Here is an 18,859-nt window from a genome sequence, read left to right as displayed (position 1 = left end):
ATAAGTGCACAGAATGCAGTTATTTCACATTTACCCTATATCACTCTCCATTATCTCATTCAAATCCTTTAAATTAGGTGCTAGAAGTATACTAAGAGGGGATACAACGGAAGCTACGTTCTGTCTGAAAGGATTTCTTCAAGGCATCAGACTTGGCAACTCCTGCATAGTGTGTGGACAATTATACTTTGGTGGATCAGCGGATGTTTAAGCGGGTTAAATCAGAGTATATAAGGATTTGCCCATAAATTTGCTTAAGCCCCGCCACAGATCAAAAACACCAGGCAGCGATACTCCAATTCCCGGAGTATCGCTGCCTGGTTGTTTTTTAATAACAGAGACTGCTACAAATTCTAGAAAGAGCTGCTTGGGGCAGCGCCTTCTTTTATGATTCAGCCAATAGGCTGCTTATGGTTATTGTTTAGGACTTACAAGGATTTTCACTTGATTTTTTTCTTTCAAAAGTGCCTCAAACCCGTGATCAATCACTTCATTCAGTTTAATTCTCTTAGTAACAAGCTTCTCAGCAGGGAAGTACCCTTGTTCCATCAAGCTAATTACAGCTGGGAAAACATCACGGTATCCGATGATACCAGTTAAGTTGCGTTCTTTAAGTACGATATTGTTTGGAGTAATCGTAGCATCTTTTTCGAAAATACTAACGATCATGATTTGTCCACTCAATTTAGTGGAATTAATGGCTTGGGTTAGAACGGGAGGGACGCCAGTGACTTCAAAAGCAACATCTACGCCACCATCGGTACGTTTTTGAATTTCTTCGACCACATCATATTGTTTAGGATCGATTACAATACCACCGAGTTCTTCAGCTTTACTCTTACGTTCTTCAGAAAGTTCTACAACATAGATTTCCGCTGCACCGGATGCTTTCAAAGCTTCAATGACCAGCAAACCGATTGGGCCAGCACCGAATACTACAGCTTTATCTCCAACCTTTAGTTGACTGGAACGAACAGCGTGTAGAGCAACGGCAGAAGGTTCCACGAGAGCACCTTGTTCATAGGATAAGCTGTCTGGAATTTTGTGCACCATATGTTGGTCTGCTGCGACGTATTCTGAGAATCCACCGCCACCACCAGCCAAACCTAGGAAGCCCATTTTTTCACAAAGATTATATTTACCTTGTCGACAAGCCACACATTCACCACATGCAAAAACAGGCTCGACGACGACGCGATCACCAACATTAAACTTACTAACGCCTTTACCTACTTCTACGATTTGTCCAGAAAATTCATGTCCCATTACGACTGGAGCTTTTTCACCAGTAAGGGGATGATCAGTACCTTGGGGGATGAAAATAGGGCCAGCTACATATTCGTGAAGATCGCTGCCACAAATTCCGCACCATTCGATTTTGATTTTCACTTTTCCTTCAAGGGCTGCTGGTTCTTCAATCGTTTCTAACCGTAGATCTTTGACGTTATGCCATCTTAATGCTTGCATATCATTCATCTCCTAGATTAATAATTGATAATAAATAGTGTTATATTTCTGAAAAAGAGGAAACGTTTCCGAGAACAAATATGTCACATAATTTTCATATTGTCAAATTTAAATAATGAAAATATTAATATCGAAAATTAGTGAAATATTTCACTAAAACGGAGCTATATCAAGCGTTAAGGCACATGACGGTAGCTGAGATATGTATTTTTCTATGCAGTATTATGTTATAATCTTTACATTGGAATTTTGATTTTAGATGAGCGGAATAGAGATAAATACGAAAACGATTCCGGAAATAAGGGGACTATCAGAGTGGCTAATAAAAACAAAGTAACCATAGAGGATGTAGCGAAACGGGCGGGGGTAGGTATTGCTACTGTCTCAAGAGCCATTAATAATTCAGAGGGAATTAGTTCCAAGACCAAGGCGCTGGTACTTCAAGTGATTGAGGAGATGGGTTTCACTCCGAACACCTCTGCGCAAAGCCTCAAAATCCGCCAAACGAAGCAAATTGCTCTGGCCGTTCCTGACATCCGCAACGCAATTATTCCGGATATCGCCTGGTCCGTAGAGCAAGCCGCTAAACAACATAGCTATCGGGTAATTCAAATTAATACTTCTGGCAACCCGCGCACTGAGCTCGAAACGATTCGTGAGGTCAAAAAATTACATGTAGATGGACTCATTATCATGCCTCTTGCTTATCCAAAGACCATGGTGGAGTTAATTAATAAATCGAGTGTTCCGGTCTCCATCATTAACTACGGGAAAAGAATCACAGAAAATGTGAAAGCAGACATCGTCAGCTTGTCACGTTTTGAAGGTCAATTAGTGATGGAGCATTTAATCAATATCGGTCGAACTAGAATTGCATATGCAGGAGCTCAAAAAGATCTTATTGAAGATCGTTATCTTGCCTATCAGCAAGCTTTAAAACAAGTGGATATTTCGCTTGTTTATTTTGGCGAAGACTTTTCCTTGCAAACGGGGCTACAAGCCGCTGATTATTTCTACAGCCTGACACATATGCCAGACGCTATTTATGCAGTGAATGACATGGTGGCCATAGGTATTGTGAATCGTTTTAAAGAATTAGGCGTTCGTGTTCCGGAAGATGTGGCGGTGGTTGGGGTGGATAATAACTCATGGACAACTATTACAACGCCTCAGATTAGTTCGGTTTCCATCATGGGGAATGAAGTGGCGCGTTTAGCCACACAGCTTCTTTTACAACGTATTCAGGATAATATTACCGGGGAGTATCAAAGGGTGCAGCTTGATCCACGATTAATCGTGCGAGAGTCGAGTGTTTCGGTTAGACGTAGTACGAATTAACGGCCTCAATTTGCGACTAATAAGAATCAATAGGTTGTAAATCCTTTAAATCCTGCTAGACTTAATACAGAGTAATTTGATTGGAAATTAAGAAATGAGGTGCGGATCATTATGGCTAATATTTACAAGAGCTTAACCGATCTGATCGGAAATACACCGTTATTAGAGATTTCAAAGTATAGTAAAACCCAAAACGTAGAAGCAAGGGTTCTTGCCAAGCTGGAATCCTTTAATCCTGCAGGTAGTGTTAAGGATCGTATTGGGTATGCATTGATCAAAGATGCGGAAGAGAGAGGTCTCATCAATAAAGATTCTGTCATTATTGAGCCTACCAGTGGAAACACTGGGATTGGACTTGCTTTTGCAGCTGCTAGCTTGGGGTATTCACTGATCATCGTCCTACCAGATACATTTAGTATTGAACGCCGTAAATTAATGCTGGCACTAGGTGCTGAGCTTGTGTTAACACCGGGAACTGAAGGGATGAGCGGAGCTGTAAGAAAGGCAGAACAATTAGCTGCGGAAATTCCAAATTCATTTATTCCCCAACAATTCAGCAATCCTGCGAACCCGGAAATACACAGAACGACTACAGCTGAGGAAATTTGGCGGGATACCGATGGAGATGTAGATATTTTTATAGCGGGGGTTGGTTCTGGAGGCACTATCTCGGGTGTTGGAAAAGCGTTGAAAGAAAAGAACCCAGCAGTCCAAATCGTTGCCATCGAGCCGTTTGACTCCCCTGTTTTATCAGGAGGCCGTCCAAAGGGACATGGGATTCAGGGCATTGGAGCTAACTTTATTCCGGAGAATTACGATAATGAGGTAGTGGATGAGATTTTTCAGGTGAAAAATGATGATGCCTATAGCGTATCACGTGCACTTGCGAGAACAGAGGGTTTGCTGGTGGGTATCTCCTCCGGAGCAGCTGTTTACGCAGCTACACAAATCGCTAAGCGTCCTGAGAATAAAGACAAGACCATCGTGGTAATTCTGCCGGATACCGGTGAGCGTTACTTAACAACTACTCTGTTTGATTTTTAACGGAACATGAGCTCGAGATCCAACTAATTGGCTTTAAAATCATGAGGCTCAGCAATATGCTGAGTCTTTTTGTTGTTGGAGTATTGGCTGGGTATCTCAAGATAACGGGTACTCAAGTAACTAAGAAGTTTAAGAGGAATCCAAAACTCCAATTTTGTATAGTAGCCAAGGAAGTTCAGTGTGTTACGGACCGTATTGCAGCTATTTCGCCTTTTAAGCTCATTTTGCTGCGTTATCGGACTGTATAGCACTTATTGGCCAACATTTATGGATAAGTGGTGTGGTTTTAAGTAAATAGCTGCAACTGAGTCCGATAGCCTGCCGCAAACCCGCAAATGAACAAAATAACGTCTCCTGAGTCCGATGCATCGGCGAAAAGTATGTTATCCAGTAGGAGGATTCCAAAACTCCAATGTTCTTGAGTTTGATCCCTCAACACAACACGATGATTGCCCCTAAAGCGACTCGCACGCCTTAAATCACCTGCCTCACAAATTCTAATCGTTTTTTCCTGTTGTGTAATTTCCAGTTTAGAATAAAATGGAACTATTCCGCTAACCGCGCGTAACCGATAAATAAGAGAGATAATGATAGATCAGGAGGTACATATGAACACGAGAACTCTAAAAATACTGCTACGTACCACACTTGCTGCCTTATTGTTAAGTGTATTGCTTTTGCCGGCTGTAAGTTTAGCCAAAACTGCTGTACCTAAGCATACGGGTTCATTTTATGTGAATGATTTTGCGAATGTGATTGACGAGAAAGCAGAGAATTACATGGTGAACTACGGTATTCGATTACATCAGGCTACTGGAGCTCAAGTTGTGCTTGTAACTGTCGACTCTACTGAAGGGGTTTCGATGGAAGAGTATGCAAAATCGCTTTTCAATAGCTGGGGTGTGGGGGCTGCGGATAAAAATAACGGTCTGCTGCTGCTCCTTTCTATAAAAGATGATGATTATTGGGCGGTACAAGGTAAAGGTATAGAGGAATCATTGCCTAACAGTAAGATTAAAGAGATTCTTTCACAATATCTTGAGCCGGATTTCGCAGCTAAAACATACAGTAATGGTGCTAGGAAGACGTATGGAGCTTTTATTCAAGCTATGGGCGGTACTTGGGCAGAAAATGTTGGCACCAAAAATTACGTATCCGATAATGCGGGTGTGCTCAAAAAAGTAACTAAAGACTATCTGAACGATTCCAGCAACAGATATAAAACAACAACCGGAAGTGGAATTTATGTGGTTACCGTAAAAAATGCTGGAGATAAAACATTGCAGGACTATACCTATATGAAGTTTGCTTCGGTAGGTGCTGGTCCTAAGGATGTTATGCTTGTATTGGACATAGGCGGAGACAACTATCATGTTCTACAAGGCAAGGATATCGACAAGATTTTAACCAATGAGGCTATTAGTAATATTTTAAATACCGTGCTTGAACCCCAATTTGCGAAAAAAGATTACGGAACGGGAGCTACAACGACAGTTAATTCGTTCTACAGTTTCTTGTTAGCGAGAGCGGATCATCCGCAAGGAGTCACTGGAAACAACGGAAACAATGTTAATCCTGGAACTACAACGAACTCTGGTACTTCCTCTACTACTGCTATAACTGGAGGTGAGGCGGTTAGTAAAAGCAAGGCTTTTCTAATCTTCTCAGCAATTTTTGGTTCGCTCATCTTATTTGGATTTACTGCTTCACGACGCAATAGATATATAGAAATGTATGGTTTGCCATTTAATCCATATAGTCAAAGGAATATACGCCGTTATGGTCCTTGGCATGGTCAAGCGGATTACGGTTATGGCAGACGATGGCACAGACGTTATTATCATCACCATCATAATCATCATAGAAATACACCATCCAATAACTCACAGTCAAGCTTCTGGGGAAACAGTGGTGGCGGAGGCTCTACTAACGGTGGCGGTGCAGGAAGGTATTCCTCAAGCAACGAGAACCATGGTGGTGGAGGTTCCAGCAGTGGTGGAGGAGCAGGAAGACATTCTTCCAGCTCTTCAAGCAGCAGCAGATCTAACAATGATAGTGGCTCTTCCGGTGGAGGAGGTTATTCCGGCGGTGGTGGCTCATCAGGTGGCGGCGGTAGCGCTAGCGGCGGCGGTGGAGTAGGAAGACATTAGAATTTGATTAGCTATATGTGAGCAGGTAGCCAAAACTTTGGAAACCTGCTCTTTTTTGTTTTTGAAATGATGACTATTACTCAAATAGAAACTTTTAACGAAAATCATCGTCTATGATAAGGACGAGTTGTACATATTATCAAATTAGTAATATTTAGGGAGGAATACTTAGAAGTGAGCACTTCATCATTACCTCAACGTTCCAATGCACGCAATAAGAAACCTGTTAAGAAACCAATAAAAAAGCGTAAGAAACGGAGTTTTTTTCGCACCTTATCCAAAGTTTTTTTATTCTGCTTATTTTTAATGATCGCTGCTGGTGGATGGCTTTATTTTGCACCCTCGGCTCAGAACTTACGTTATACGATCGCAGATACGCTAATTACAACACAACATCGCTATATGGCTAAATATATTATAGGTGAAGATCAACTGAAGGACCGGGTAACCGAGTATACCGCCCGCTTTGAAGAGATGGGGGACGAAATAGATACACATACGATCGCTCCCGAACCTGAGGTGGTAGAGAAGCCACTTGTCGAGATTGAGAATGTCTCAGGCAGTGGTTATACCGGATATGTAATGATTGTTAATGATCCAACCAAAGTCCGGCTAGGAATACCTAATAAGATTGGTTCAGGTGAAAAAGTAACCAGTATGGTGAAGCGTACAGGCGCTGTCGCCGGAGTTAACGGTGGTGGGTTCGCTGATCCGAACTGGAAAGGTAACGGTTTTAAACCTATAGGAATTGTAGTCTCTCAAGGTAAATTATATTACAACGGTCTAGGCGGTAAAAAATCTACACAGATTGTTGGTCTTGATAAACAAGGAAAAATGGTTGCCGGGAATTATACACTAGATGAGATTAGTAAAATGGGGGTTCAGGAGGCAGTTACTTTTAGCCCGCGGCTAATCGTCAATGGCAAAGGATTGATTAAGAATGCAGCGGAAGGTTGGGGGATTGCACCTAGAACAGCAATGGGTCAGCGGGCAGATGGCGCTATTATTTTTGTGGTAATTGACGGTCGACAGCCTACTTATAGTATTGGAGCAAATCTCTATGATGTGCAGCAAATTTTGCTTAAGCATGGAGCCGTGATAGCGGCTAATCTTGATGGTGGATCTTCTACGGTACTTGTAAAAGACAATGAGATTATGAATAAACCTTCATCCCAATATGGTGAGCGGTATTTGCCTACAGCCTTTTTAGTTTTTGAGCATCCAGAACAGGTTGATATGCCAAATATTTGGAAAGGACTAGATCCTGCCAAGATTGATGCTGGGAAAAAGAGAACACAATAAGTACGCGTTATTGGGCACCTGAAAAGGATTATCTTGGAATGAGAGATGTATTTATGCTACGATATCAGCTAGTATGAAACAGAATGCAGTACGAATAGGTCTGGAACAGGGGGAATAGGAGTGACGTTGCAGCAGCTCCGCTACGCTATCGAAATTGCAAATAGTGGCTCCATGAATGAGGCGGCAAAGAAGCTCTTTGTTTCTCAACCGAGCCTGTCCAACGCTATTAAAGAGCTTGAAAATGAACTTGGGATTACCATCTTTGAACGGACGAACCGTGGAATAAGCATTTCTGTAGAAGGAATGGAATTTCTCGGATATGCCCGTCAAATCATTGAACAAACAGAGCTTATGGAGAATCGTTATACTGGGAAAAAGCGTAGCCCAATCTATTTTTCCATTTCGACTCAGCATTATGCTTTTGTGGTAGATGCTTTTGTGAGTCTCATGAAGCAAAGTGATGTCTCAGAGTACAACTTCAGCTTGAGAGAGACGCAAACCTACGACATCATCGAAGATGTGCGTACCCTCCGTAGCGATTTAGGGATTCTTTATATTAACGAGAGCAACTATAAGCATATGAATAAGCTGTTCAGTGATGGTAATCTGAAATTCACGCCACTCTTTAATACCGACCCACATCTTTATGTCAGAACTGGACATCCGCTTGCCCAGAAGGAAAGGATTTCGCAGGACGATATTTTACCTTTTCCGTATATTACTTTTGAACAAGGTGAGAACAATTCACTTCACTTCTCGGAGGAAATGTTAAGTTTTTCTCAGATTGAGAAGAATATTAAAGTGAATGACCGGGCAACCTTGACCAATTTATTAATGGGCACGGACGGTTATACGGTGGGTACAGGAATCATGGCATCCGATCTGAATGGTAATGGACTGAGGACGATTCCATTTGAGAGTAATGAAGTATTCACGGTTGGTTGGATTGCACATAAAGATCGCAGACCTAGTGTGATGGCATCCAAGTATATAGAAATCTTAAATGACTTGGTTTCCGGAAGTTATTTTGATCTAAATCATTTTTTACTATAGCTGTAGGAGGATCGGTATGATTAGACCCGTAACTGGCACCCAGAGAAATGCTCCACCCTTTCGCTATGATATCGTCGGCAGCTTCTTGCGTACGGAAGAAATTAAAGCAGCCCGCCTCCAATATGAGAATGGTGAAATCACAGGAAGTGAGCTTTATGAAATAGAGAATATTGAGATTGCTAAACTACTGGAACTAGAAAAGGAAGTAGGATTATTAGCAGTTACAGATGGTGAATTTCGCCGTTCCTGGTGGCATCTTGATTTCTTTGTTGGAATTAAAGGAACTGAAAAAATTAACTTAAACCAAGGGAGTGGAAGAGCGGAAACGGTTCAGCGCGCGGAATCATTCCGAATTGTTGACCGAATTTCCTTTGAAGATCATCCGATGCTCCAGCAATTTATCAAGCTCAAGCAAATGGCGGGAGACCGAATACCCAAAATGACGATTCCTTCACCTGCATTATTTCACTTTGTGGAGGAGTTTAATGGAAATGAAGTTTACCCTGATAAGGAAACTTTATTTCAAGATATCATAGCGGTTTACCAAACTGCGATTCAAGCATTTTACGATGCAGGCTGCCGTTACCTCCAGTTAGACGATACAACTTGGGGAACGCTGAGCAGTGGTAGACATCGCGCACATTTACGCAGTAGAGGTACAGATCCAGATCAGTTAGCAAAGGATTATGTTAGGCTGATTAATGAGAGTATTGCGAAGCGTCCGCATGATATGACCATCGCTCTGCACGTATGCCGAGGTAATTTTCGCTCCACTTGGTTCGCTGCTGGTGGTTATGAGCCTGTTGCCGAGGTGCTTTTTTCCAATACCAAAGTTGATGCCTTTTTCTTGGAATATGATAATGAACGAGCTGGCGATTTCGAACCCTTACGATTTATTAAAGACCAATTTGTAGTGTTGGGATTAGTAACAACCAAACATGGGGGTCTGGAGAGTAAAGAGCAGCTTAAGGCAAGAATCGAAGAAGCCGCACAATATGTAGATATTGAAAAGCTGTGCCTAAGCCCTCAGTGTGGATTTGCTTCTACGGAGGAAGGAAATATTCTAACTGAAGAAGAGCAGTGGGATAAAATACGCCTTGTGATCGAAACCGCTCGAGAGGTCTGGTTATAATTAAATAAGCTAATTTGGTGGCCTGCTATAGCGTAAGCTTATGGTAGGCCATAGTTTTTAGGAGTTACCCTGTCCTGATTGTACAGTGCTATAGTGAATTCAACAGAAAAGCACAGACAATAAAGGAGGACGAACCCCTATGAGTACCATCCAAAAAGGAAAACAAAGAACTGAAGTGCCATTCAGAGTAGATATCGTTGGCAGCTTCTTACGTCCGGAAACGATTAAGAGAGCTCGTGTCCAATATCAAAATAATGAAATCTCCGCTGATGAATTGCGCAAGGTAGAAGATACAGAGATTGCCAGAGTTGTGAAAAAACAAAAAGCGGTTGGATTAAAAGGTGTAACGGATGGAGAGTTCCGCCGCTCCTGGTGGCATTTAGATTTTATGTGGGGCCTTGAAGGGGTAACAAAGAAAGTCAGCCCAGTGGGCTACCTGTTTAATGGTGTAGAGACCAGAGCGGAAACTGCAGAATTATCCGGTAAAATTCGTGGGACTAACCATCCAATGATCGCTGACTACAGACAATTGGTTAGCATAGCGGGAAATGATGTAGTAGCGCGCCAAACGATTCCTTCGCCAGCGCAGTTCCTTGCTGAACTTCAGCGCAATCAAAAGACTACTGTAGCTGTTTACGACAAGCAGGATGAACTTGTGGCTGATATTGCTGCAGCTTATCGTGAAGTTATTCGCGATTTCTATGAGGCAGGTTGCCGTAATCTGCAATTGGACGACTGCACATGGGGTATGCTCTGTGATAAAGGATATTGGGAAGCCCGTCAAAAAGAGGGTGTAGATGTTAACGAAATCGCTAAGCTATACGCATTTGTAAATAACGAAGCGATTAAAGATCATCCAGCAGATATGGTTATCACGATGCATGTATGCCGTGGGAACTACGCGTCCACTTGGGCAGCATCCGGCGGATACGAGCCTATCGCAGAAGTGTTATTTGGAACGGTGGATGTAGATGGTTTCTATCTGGAGTTCGATACGGATCGGGCCGGAGACTTTGCACCCCTTAGATTTATTAAAGATCAGCAAGTGGTTTTAGGTTTGTTCAGTTCGAAGTCAGGTGAGCTTGAGAATAAAGAAGAAATCATTGGACGGATTAAAGAAGCTTCGCAATATGTGGATATCAATCAGTTGTGCCTGAGCCCACAATGTGGTTTTGCCTCTACGGAAGAAGGAAACCATCTGACAGATCAACAGCAATGGGATAAACTGCAGTTTATTAAAGAGATTGCAGATGAAATTTGGCAGTAATCTATAAAAAATTAGCAGGCTCCTGATCGAATCAGGGGCTTTTTCTATCTGTATTGTGACAGCTTAGAGGATTAACCTACTACTGCACTTTACTAGAGCTATCGAAGAAGGGTATAATAAGTAACAATTGTTTTTAATTCATGTTGAAAGAGAGCGGGAACAATATGGGTCGTAAGTGGAATAATATTAAAGAAAAGAAAGCTTCCAAAGACGCAAACACTAGTCGTGTTTATGCAAAGTTTGGTGTTGAGATTTATGTAGCAGCAAAGAAGGGTGAACCCGATCCAGAAGCGAACCGGGCCCTGAAAGTTGTATTAGAACGTGCAAAAACTTACAATGTACCAAAAGCGATCATTGACCGTGCGCTTGATAAGGCTAAAGGTAGCGCTGAAGAAAATTATGAAGAGCTTCGTTATGAAGGATTTGGACCTAGCGGTTCAATGATCATCGTTGATGCGCTCACAAATAACGTTAATCGGACAGCTCCATTGATCCGTTCAACCTTCAGTAAGAATGGCGGAAATATGGGTGTCAGCGGATCAGTAGCTTACATGTTTGACTCTACGGCCGTTATAGGTGTGGAAGGTAAAACTGCTGATGAAGTAATTGAAATGATGTTTGATGCAGAACTTGATGTACGCGATGTGCTGGAAGAGGATGATGCAGTTATTGTTTATGCAGAGCCTGATCAGTTCAATGCAGTGCAAGAAGTATTCAAGAATGCAGGCATCACTGAATTTACTGTTGCTGAGTTAAACATGCTTCCACAAAACTATGTGGCACTCCCAGAAGATGCTCAAGCTCAATTCGAGAAATTGATTGATGCTTTGGAAGACCTGGAAGATGTTCAACAAGTGTATCATAACGTAGATTCAGAAGAAGAATAATTTAAGTTTTATAAAGGGCGATGGAGTTCGCCATAACTGTCTCTCTGAGACTAATGACTCCTACCAGTGTGAGCTTCCCTGGTAGGGGTCTGTTTTATTGTTGAGACTAATTTATTTTGTCCTTAGGAGCAGTCGAGATGAATCCATGGTCTACCCGATGGTTTGAAATCACTAAGAAGCGAAGTTATTTTGCTCTTTGGAGTACATTTATCAAATGGATTGTGCTCGGCAGTGTAGTTGGTATTTTATCCGGCACCGCCTCTGCTTTTTTTCTAAAAAGCTTGGATTACGTAACAGATGTACGTTTAGAGCATCCAGGGCTACTTTATTTGTTGCCTCTTGGGGGAGTATTTGTTAGTTTCCTATATATGCGTTACGGAAAAAACAGCGCTAAAGGAAATAACCTTATTATAGAACAAATTCAGGACGGCCAAGAGACTATACCTTTGCGAATGGCTCCATTGGTGTTGTTCGGAACATTAGTAACCCACTTGTTTGGTGGATCCGCTGGGCGTGAAGGGACAGCTGTTCAAATGGGCGGAAGCCTTGCGGAATGGTTCGGAAAGCTGATTAAAATCAGTCCTCTGGATCGTAAGATACTGTTAATGTGCGGGATCAGTGCAGGCTTTGGTTCTATTTTCGGAACACCGCTGGCTGGAACCTTATTTGGTCTAGAGGTAGTAACCATTGGACTTATTAGCCAACAGGCATTACTTCCATGTTTTGTGGCTAGCTTTGTTGGTGATCTGGTCACCACTCGATTGTGGGGTGTTCATCATACACACTATGTAGTGAATGAATTTCCAGCTTTAAGTTTAATGATTATTCTAAAAGTGGTATTGGCCTCTGTAATTTTTGGTCTCGTGAGTATGCTTTTCAGTGAACTGACTCATTTTCTAAAAAGAATCTTCACCGCCAGGATAAGCAATCCAATGATAAAAGGTGCCGTAGGTGGATTAATTATCATTGCCTTAGTATTCCTTGTAGGGTCTCGTGATTACTTAGGCCTCGGAATTCCATTAATCAAGGATTCTTTTGAGGGAGATGTCTCGCCGTTCGCTTTTTTATGGAAGCTGATCTTTACCGCCTTTACCTTAGGAACAGGATTTCAGGGTGGTGAGGTTACTCCGTTATTTACGATTGGTGCCACACTAGGAAATGTCTTGGCTGGAATATTACATGTGTATGGACCCTTTTTAGCTGCCCTCGGTTTTATTGCTGTCTTCTGTGGAGCTACTAGCACGCCTATCGCTTGCTTCTTAATGGGGATCGAGCTGTTTGGTTCGGAAGGAGCCATATACATGTTTATCGCTTGTGTGGTGAGTTATTTATTCTCCGGACATAGTAGTATTTATACTTCACAGCTTATTGGTGTATCGAAGAGCCAGTTCATTACTATTCCTCAAGGGACTAGGATCGGTACGGTCAAACGCGCCCGCAAAAAATAACAGCACCTCTCGGATGGTGGTTGACAAGTGCGGTTACACGATTTAAAATGTAGCCAAACGAAGGGATGGTTCAACATGATTCATGTGGAAACTGAAAAATTATATACCAGAAGCTGCTCCGAACAATCGGATACAAACGATGAAACGTTGTCCGGAGCTTAATCAAAAAGCGAATCGCTTTTTATATCATCGAAAGATAGCTAGGTCATTTTAGTGTGATTATTCATGCTTATTTGATTACGCCATCTTCCGATGTTAATGATTAAGAGGCTGTAGACAATTTTCGTCTACAGCCTTTTGTGTTTATAATGTTCAGTTTCCAAACTGACAATTATCTATTTGTGCCGTCTATTTGTGCACTAATAAGCAGAAGGCTTGCGCCCAAGGGCGCAAGCCTTCTGCTTTTTTGTGCTTAAAAACAATTATAGAAAAGAGGAAAGCAATTGAGTTTACTCGAGGTTTCTAATGTATCACATGCTTTTGGAGATAAAGTGCTGTATAAACAGGTTTTTTTGGAAGTCTACAAAGGGGAGCATGTAGGTGTAGTGGGTCAGAATGGAACAGGGAAAAGCACATTGATTGGTATTCTGACGGGCGAGGTGATTCCTGATGGTGGAACGATTAAATGGCAGCCCAATATCAAAATAGGTCATCTTGATCAATACGCGGTTATTGATGGGTCAAGTACCGTTCAAAGTTATTTAAGGAGAGCGTTCACTGAAATATACGAAATGGAAGAAAAGATGAATGCACTTTATGCGGAATGTGCTGTTTCTGGCAATGGTGTGCTTTTGCAGGCAACAGACCTTCAGGAACGACTTGAGGCGCTCGACTATTATTCTATCGAGAGCAATACCAGTAAAGTGGTTACGGGGCTAGGATTAAATGCAATGGGGATGGACCGTCCTATTGATCAGCTTAGTGGGGGGCAGCGAACCAAAGTTATATTGGCAAAGCTGTTGCTTGAACAACCTGATGTGTTATTGCTCGACGAGCCCACCAATTATCTCGACACCACGCATATTAACTGGCTTGCTGAATATCTGATAGCGTTCGATCAAGCCTTCATTGTGGTCTCTCATAACTACACTTTTCTCGATAAAATATCAACAAGCATTTGCGATATTGAAGGGGAAACGATTAAAAAATATCATGGCCAATATGCTGATTTTTTGAGACAGAAGGAGCATTTTCGAGAAAGCCATATCCGGCAGTACCATGCACAGCAGAAAAAAATTGAAGCCACTGAGCAATATATCCGGAAAAATGGTGCTGGTGTTAATTCTAGAATTGCCCGTGGCCGTCAGAAGCAGCTGGATCGTATGGAGAGAATCGCTGCACCGACGTTTGTCACTAAAGCATCTATCCGTTTTCAAGAGCTTCCTGTTACTGCACAAGTTGCGCTTAGAGTAGACCATCTTGTGGTTGGTTACGATAGGCCGCTGCTGCCAAAATTAACATTTTCCATTCGAGGAGGACAAAAGATAGTCATAGCAGGCTTTAACGGCATCGGAAAATCAACATTGCTGAAAACATTAGTTGGTCAAATCCCCAGTGTTGACGGGGCATTCCGCTTTGCGGAACAAGTCTCTATTGGTTACTACGAGCAAGATTTAATTTGGGAAAACGATAACATGACACCTATTGAAATCGTCTCATCTTTTTATCCAAAATTGACTATTAAGGAAATACGTCGTCATCTAGCATTATGTGTTGTAAAAGATAGTCACGTTACACAGCCTATCCGTACACTCAGCGGTGGCGAACAATCCAAAGTTAAGCTGTGTCTTTTATTGCTTACAGCATGCAATTTCTTAATCTTAGATGAGCCCACTAATCACTTAGATGCCGAAACAAAAGATGCTTTACAGAATGCTTTAATCCAATTTAAAGGTACAGTGATTTTGGTTTCTCATGAGGAGCAATTTTATCAAGGGTGGGTGGATCGTGTAATCAATATTGTGGATGAAAATAGAAATAGAGAACTAAAGTATAGCCATAGATAAGGTTACCTAGTAACATGAAGCTGTTCCAAATTAATACAATCGTCTTTAAATGGCTTCCTGGTTTAAGTGAATATTAAGGAGGGCTCCAATCAGACATGTACATTAATAAATCTTCGTTAGCTCAGTTTGCTCAGGGCAATAAGACCTCAGATGTGACCATGGATAGATATCTTACGCAGTATTTAGATCTTTACAATAAAGTAGAACCACACGTGCGTGCTTTTGTGCCAGAGCAGAACCGAGCAGATAGAATAAAAAATGAAGTGGCTAGGGTAAGAGAGAAGTATTCGGAATTTCCTAACCCATCGCTATATGGAATACCTGTTGGAATCAAAGACTTAATTCACTTAGACGGGTTGCCTACCCGTGCAGGGTCGAACCTTCCCCCACAAGCATTGACGAAGTCTGAGGGCAGTTTTATTCAAAAGCTTCGGCAAAAAGGGGTTTGGTTCACCGGCAAAACAGTGACGGAGGAATTTGCTTATGCCGGACCTATCACAACCCGCAATCCTCATCAGCTGGATTATACGCCTGGCGGCTCTAGTGCAGGCTCTGCTGCTGCGGTTGCCGCGGGTATCTGTCCATTTGCGATAGGTACACAAACCTTGCGTTCTGTTATGGCACCTGCTTCATTTTGCGGAGTGGTCGGCTTTAAACCTAGTTATGGGCGTATCCCTATAGATGGTGTCCAATTGATGTCGCCATCTTTTGATACGTTTGGATTTTTCACTCAGGATATGGAGGGTATGGACTTTCTCGCCGCGGAGCTAGTAACAGAATGGAAACCATTTAATGAAGCTCGTAAACCTGTGCTAGGGATACCCGAAGGTGTATACATGACATTATTGGAGGATGACACCAAGATAACCTTTCAGAAGCAGCTTAAGAAGCTTGAGGAAGCAGGGTTCAGCATAAAAACAGTTGCGATGCCGTGGGAAGATAGCTTTATCTACGGAGATGCCATGGTGCGGTTTGTTCACGGAGAAATGGCGCAAGTCCATCATTCACTATTTGATATTTATAAAGATCTTTATGATGATACCGTACGGCAGGCTATTTTATCTGGACGAACCATCACTGAGGAAGAACTGGAAGGATATCGTAGCGGACAAATCAAGCTCAGAAATGATCTATTAGATGTGCAGAAGTCACAGGGGATTGATTTGTGGGTTTCGCCAGCTCAGGCAGGAACAGCTCCGCTGTGGGGTTCACGAACCGGATGGACCGGAATGACGGCCATTTGGTCATATGCTGGAGCGCCTGCGGTGAGTATTCCAGCTGCCTCTATAAATAACATGCCATTAGGATTTCAATGTATCGGGGCATATGGTAGGGATGAAGAGTTAATTTATTGGAGTAAAGTGGTTTCTTTAGCGCTTCAGTGATTCTATGGCTTTAGAAATGGATCAATTGTTGTATTTTGTTCTAAAACGTAATCGGTAGATTACACAGTAGGTCTTCGTTTTATTTGAAGATCTACTTTTTTTGTATAAAGTGAGAGTTTTTTTAATAGGGATCGTCTATATAGTATCGTGCTTCAAGGAGGCTTCAAGGTGAAGGGACATGTACCGAAAGTTGAAAAAGAGGATGAGAGGCTATGGATCCAAAATGTTCTCGATGGACATAAAGAAGACTATTCGTATCTTGTAAATCGATATAAGAATAAAATTTATGGGCTTTTGCGAGGAATGGGAGCCAATCATCAAGATGCACAAGACATAACGCAGGAGACGTTTATTAAAGCTTACCGCAAGCTGACCTCACATGATTTGGATAAGAATTTTGCGGCGTGGCTATACGCTATCGCGACTAATTTACTGAAGGATTTGTGGAAAAAAGACCGACCGACAGCGAGTTTGCCGGACGACAATGCCGAACATTCTCTTTCGGATAATCCAGAAGAAGAATTAATGCGATCGGAGCATCGCACAGAGCTGCTTCACCTGATGCAGAAGCTCCCGTCTAATTATCGTACGGCTTTACTGCTTCGTTATACCAATGATTTAAGCTATGAAGAAATGTGTATGGTTCTAGATGTTCCATTAAGCAAGATTCAAAATGATTTATACCGGGCTAAACAGCGTTTGAAGCAGCTAATTACACTCCAGGAGGTGAAGACCGATGAGGTGCTTAAATTCCTATGAGATCGAAGAATATATTTTAAGCAAATCTATCTTACGAGATCAAGCCGTAACTGAACATATGGCAACTTGTACGCATTGTAATATGATCTACGAAGCAGAGCTTGAGGAACAAGCTGAATGGTCGCAGGCTATGTATGAAGAGCGCTTACCAGATTCATTTACTGCTCAAGTAATGGCTTCTTTGGAACAAGTAGAGCTTGAGGAATTTACTCCAACACAAAGGAATCGGAAGCATCCGAAGCGCAATAAGTTGCTGAGATTATTTATGGGTGCGGCGTTGTTACTGGTTGTGCTAAGTGCCGTGATCTTATATTCCGTTCCTACACTGGCAGAGACTTTACGTTCTCTTTTTGTAAAAAACAACATGGACATTGGCCTTCTACGAGCACAAGAATTTGGGTTGGTAGAGCATCCTAATATTAAGGTGAAGGATAAGGGCTACACAATCAAAATAGATGAAGCAGTGGCAGATCCTACACGGGTAATTGTTGCGTTACAGTTGTTTGGACCAGATGGAAAGCATGATAAAAAGCGGTTGGCCCTTAATGATGGGAACAGTATTGCGATTAAGGATGATCAAGGGAAGGTTGTTGGGGAGTTATACGATATAGGATTTACCAGTGACTTTTACTATTTGATCGCTAATTTCACTGAACCTCTGCAAACTGATCGAATTACGGTCGAAGGTCATATTACTGAATTGGGAAGTGAACGCAAGAACATCCCTACTCTTAAAGGCGATTGGAATTTCAATTTTTCTATGGATATGACAGAAGCGAATAAACAAACAACCTCCATGCCACTAACGGGTAGCTACACCTCCCCGGACGGTTTAACTGTGACCTTGAAAAAATTAACTCATATGGTGCAAGGTGTTCGTTTTGAGTTTGATACGCAATTGAGTGAAGAGGCATTGACCCGTTCTCCTGGCGAACTATGGAAGCAACAGGGCTTGAAATTCCATTTTGAGGATACAGCAGGCGAAGAGATTCACAGTGTTAATGCTAGAAAGTTTCCTAATAAGAATAGCGTGATGTCCTACTCTAACCTTCCCGGGGCAACAAAGGGACTTATGCACTGGAGCTATACGTTTAAATATTTACCGCAGGATACGCCTTATACTTTCGTATTGGATGGATATTTCATCCCAGAGAAGGATGGTTCTAGTGTACAATTTGAGCCTGCCAAGTTGAAAGAACAGCCGATTCCCTTTGCATTTGACGGGGATGAACTGATGTTAAATGATTTTACAGTGGAGTCATCTCCCGATAACAATGTATCAGCGAAGGAAGGTGTATTACATTTTAGAGGAAGATTGAGAAATGAGTTTTTAAATAGTGAATGGATATTTAAGACACTAGATGGCAAGGAGTACAAACTCACTGAACAAGGAGCTTTTACTACCAAAGGGGGAGGATGGAAAGATGGTTATATTGAATTTATCGAGTCTCAGTCAAATAATCAAAAGAAATATTTCCAATTCCGTGCCGAAGGCCTTACACAAATTCCCGAGCAGCTTCAATTAGTACGCACGATAAACAATCGAATGTATTCTAATGTAGACTGGTCCGTTCCTATCATGGAAGCTAGTAAAAAAGAGTAAATATAGTTATTTGGTTTC

Annotated in this window: 14 protein-coding genes and 1 riboswitch; of the genes, 13 read left to right on the top strand and 1 reads right to left on the bottom strand. The window is 41.9% G+C overall.

The features are described from left to right. Positions 1 to 414 precede the first annotated feature (414 nt). On the bottom strand, positions 415 to 1,467 hold the full coding sequence (locus MKY63_RS26905; RefSeq protein ID WP_036678113.1) for a 2,3-butanediol dehydrogenase: 1,053 nt from the start codon (positions 1,465 to 1,467) through the stop codon (positions 415 to 417). A 315-nt stretch (positions 1,468 to 1,782) separates the two neighbouring features. Here MKY63_RS26905 and MKY63_RS26900 point away from each other — a divergent pair, with 315 nt between their 5' ends. The 13 genes from MKY63_RS26900 (at position 1,783) to MKY63_RS26840 (ending at position 18,841) form a co-directional block, all read left to right on the top strand. Next, complete coding sequence (locus tag MKY63_RS26900; RefSeq protein ID WP_036678110.1) at positions 1,783 to 2,805, top strand: LacI family DNA-binding transcriptional regulator; 1,023 nt, start codon at positions 1,783 to 1,785, stop codon at positions 2,803 to 2,805. Positions 2,806 to 2,916: 111 nt separating this feature from the next. Continuing rightward, entirely contained in the window at positions 2,917 to 3,849 is a 933-nt protein-coding gene (gene cysK / locus MKY63_RS26895; RefSeq protein ID WP_038570807.1) for a cysteine synthase A, read from the top strand. Between the two features lie 608 nt (positions 3,850 to 4,457). Further along, positions 4,458 to 5,999 (top strand): TPM domain-containing protein, encoded by a 1,542-nt coding sequence (locus tag MKY63_RS26890; RefSeq protein ID WP_339810508.1) that lies wholly within the window; start codon positions 4,458 to 4,460, stop codon positions 5,997 to 5,999. Positions 6,000 to 6,173: 174 nt separating this feature from the next. Beyond that, positions 6,174 to 7,301 carry a phosphodiester glycosidase family protein gene (locus tag MKY63_RS26885; RefSeq protein WP_036678103.1) on the top strand — a complete coding sequence of 376 codons (1,128 nt, stop codon included), beginning with the start codon at positions 6,174 to 6,176 and terminating at the stop codon, positions 7,299 to 7,301. A 120-nt stretch (positions 7,302 to 7,421) separates the two neighbouring features. Continuing rightward, positions 7,422 to 8,354 carry a LysR family transcriptional regulator gene (locus MKY63_RS26880; RefSeq protein ID WP_339810505.1) on the top strand — a complete coding sequence of 311 codons (933 nt, stop codon included), beginning with the start codon at positions 7,422 to 7,424 and terminating at the stop codon, positions 8,352 to 8,354. A gap of 16 nt (positions 8,355 to 8,370) precedes the next feature. Further along, the gene (locus MKY63_RS26875; protein WP_339810502.1) at positions 8,371 to 9,486 is read left to right on the top strand and encodes a 5-methyltetrahydropteroyltriglutamate--homocysteine S-methyltransferase; all 1,116 of its coding nucleotides are present in this window, start codon (positions 8,371 to 8,373) and stop codon (positions 9,484 to 9,486) included. A gap of 139 nt (positions 9,487 to 9,625) precedes the next feature. Continuing rightward, positions 9,626 to 10,753 carry a 5-methyltetrahydropteroyltriglutamate--homocysteine S-methyltransferase gene (locus MKY63_RS26870; RefSeq protein WP_076184512.1) on the top strand — a complete coding sequence of 376 codons (1,128 nt, stop codon included), beginning with the start codon at positions 9,626 to 9,628 and terminating at the stop codon, positions 10,751 to 10,753. A gap of 164 nt (positions 10,754 to 10,917) precedes the next feature. Continuing rightward, a complete protein-coding gene (locus tag MKY63_RS26865; RefSeq protein WP_036678376.1) occupies positions 10,918 to 11,640 on the top strand; it encodes a YebC/PmpR family DNA-binding transcriptional regulator in 723 nt (240 codons plus the stop codon). 7 nt (positions 11,641 to 11,647) lie between these two features. Then, positions 11,648 to 11,710, top strand: a riboswitch (Fluoride riboswitch). A 67-nt stretch (positions 11,711 to 11,777) separates the two neighbouring features. Further along, positions 11,778 to 13,088, top strand: a complete 1,311-nt coding sequence (locus tag MKY63_RS26860) for a voltage-gated chloride channel family protein (protein WP_076280394.1) — start codon at positions 11,778 to 11,780, stop codon at positions 13,086 to 13,088. Positions 13,089 to 13,531: 443 nt separating this feature from the next. Then, the gene (locus MKY63_RS26855; RefSeq protein WP_339810498.1) at positions 13,532 to 15,094 is read left to right on the top strand and encodes an ABC-F family ATP-binding cassette domain-containing protein; all 1,563 of its coding nucleotides are present in this window, start codon (positions 13,532 to 13,534) and stop codon (positions 15,092 to 15,094) included. A 95-nt stretch (positions 15,095 to 15,189) separates the two neighbouring features. After that, the gene (locus MKY63_RS26850; protein WP_339810495.1) at positions 15,190 to 16,479 is read left to right on the top strand and encodes an amidase; all 1,290 of its coding nucleotides are present in this window, start codon (positions 15,190 to 15,192) and stop codon (positions 16,477 to 16,479) included. A 168-nt stretch (positions 16,480 to 16,647) separates the two neighbouring features. Beyond that, positions 16,648 to 17,238, top strand: a complete 591-nt coding sequence (locus MKY63_RS26845; RefSeq protein ID WP_339810491.1) for a sigma-70 family RNA polymerase sigma factor — start codon at positions 16,648 to 16,650, stop codon at positions 17,236 to 17,238. Then, positions 17,216 to 18,841: a DUF4179 domain-containing protein gene (locus MKY63_RS26840; RefSeq protein WP_339810488.1), complete on the top strand. Its 1,626-nt coding sequence runs from the start codon at positions 17,216 to 17,218 to the stop codon at positions 18,839 to 18,841. Before MKY63_RS26845 ends, MKY63_RS26840 begins: the two co-directional genes overlap by 23 nt. Positions 18,842 to 18,859: the final 18 nt, after the last annotated feature.

Source organism: Paenibacillus sp. FSL R7-0189, assembly GCF_037969925.1.
GTDB lineage: Bacteria > Bacillota > Bacilli > Paenibacillales > Paenibacillaceae > Paenibacillus_AQ > Paenibacillus_AQ odorifer.
The sequence above is the reverse complement of the archived record's forward strand: the minus strand, read 5'-3'. Positions and strand labels throughout refer to the sequence as shown.

What these genes read in the sequence shown, in the direction of transcription:
- MKY63_RS26905 (WP_036678113.1), bottom strand. Translation starts at nt 1,467, where the DNA reads ATGCAAGCATTAAGATGGCATAACGTCAAAGATCTACGGTTAGAAACG.
- cysK (WP_038570807.1), top strand. Translation starts at nt 2,917, where the DNA reads ATGGCTAATATTTACAAGAGCTTAACCGATCTGATCGGAAATACACCG.
- MKY63_RS26890 (WP_339810508.1), top strand. Translation starts at nt 4,458, where the DNA reads ATGAACACGAGAACTCTAAAAATACTGCTACGTACCACACTTGCTGCC.
- MKY63_RS26875 (WP_339810502.1), top strand. Translation starts at nt 8,371, where the DNA reads ATGATTAGACCCGTAACTGGCACCCAGAGAAATGCTCCACCCTTTCGC.
- MKY63_RS26870 (WP_076184512.1), top strand. Translation starts at nt 9,626, where the DNA reads ATGAGTACCATCCAAAAAGGAAAACAAAGAACTGAAGTGCCATTCAGA.
- MKY63_RS26865 (WP_036678376.1), top strand. Translation starts at nt 10,918, where the DNA reads ATGGGTCGTAAGTGGAATAATATTAAAGAAAAGAAAGCTTCCAAAGAC.
- MKY63_RS26860 (WP_076280394.1), top strand. Translation starts at nt 11,778, where the DNA reads ATGAATCCATGGTCTACCCGATGGTTTGAAATCACTAAGAAGCGAAGT.
- MKY63_RS26850 (WP_339810495.1), top strand. Translation starts at nt 15,190, where the DNA reads ATGTACATTAATAAATCTTCGTTAGCTCAGTTTGCTCAGGGCAATAAG.
- MKY63_RS26840 (WP_339810488.1), top strand. Translation starts at nt 17,216, where the DNA reads ATGAGGTGCTTAAATTCCTATGAGATCGAAGAATATATTTTAAGCAAA.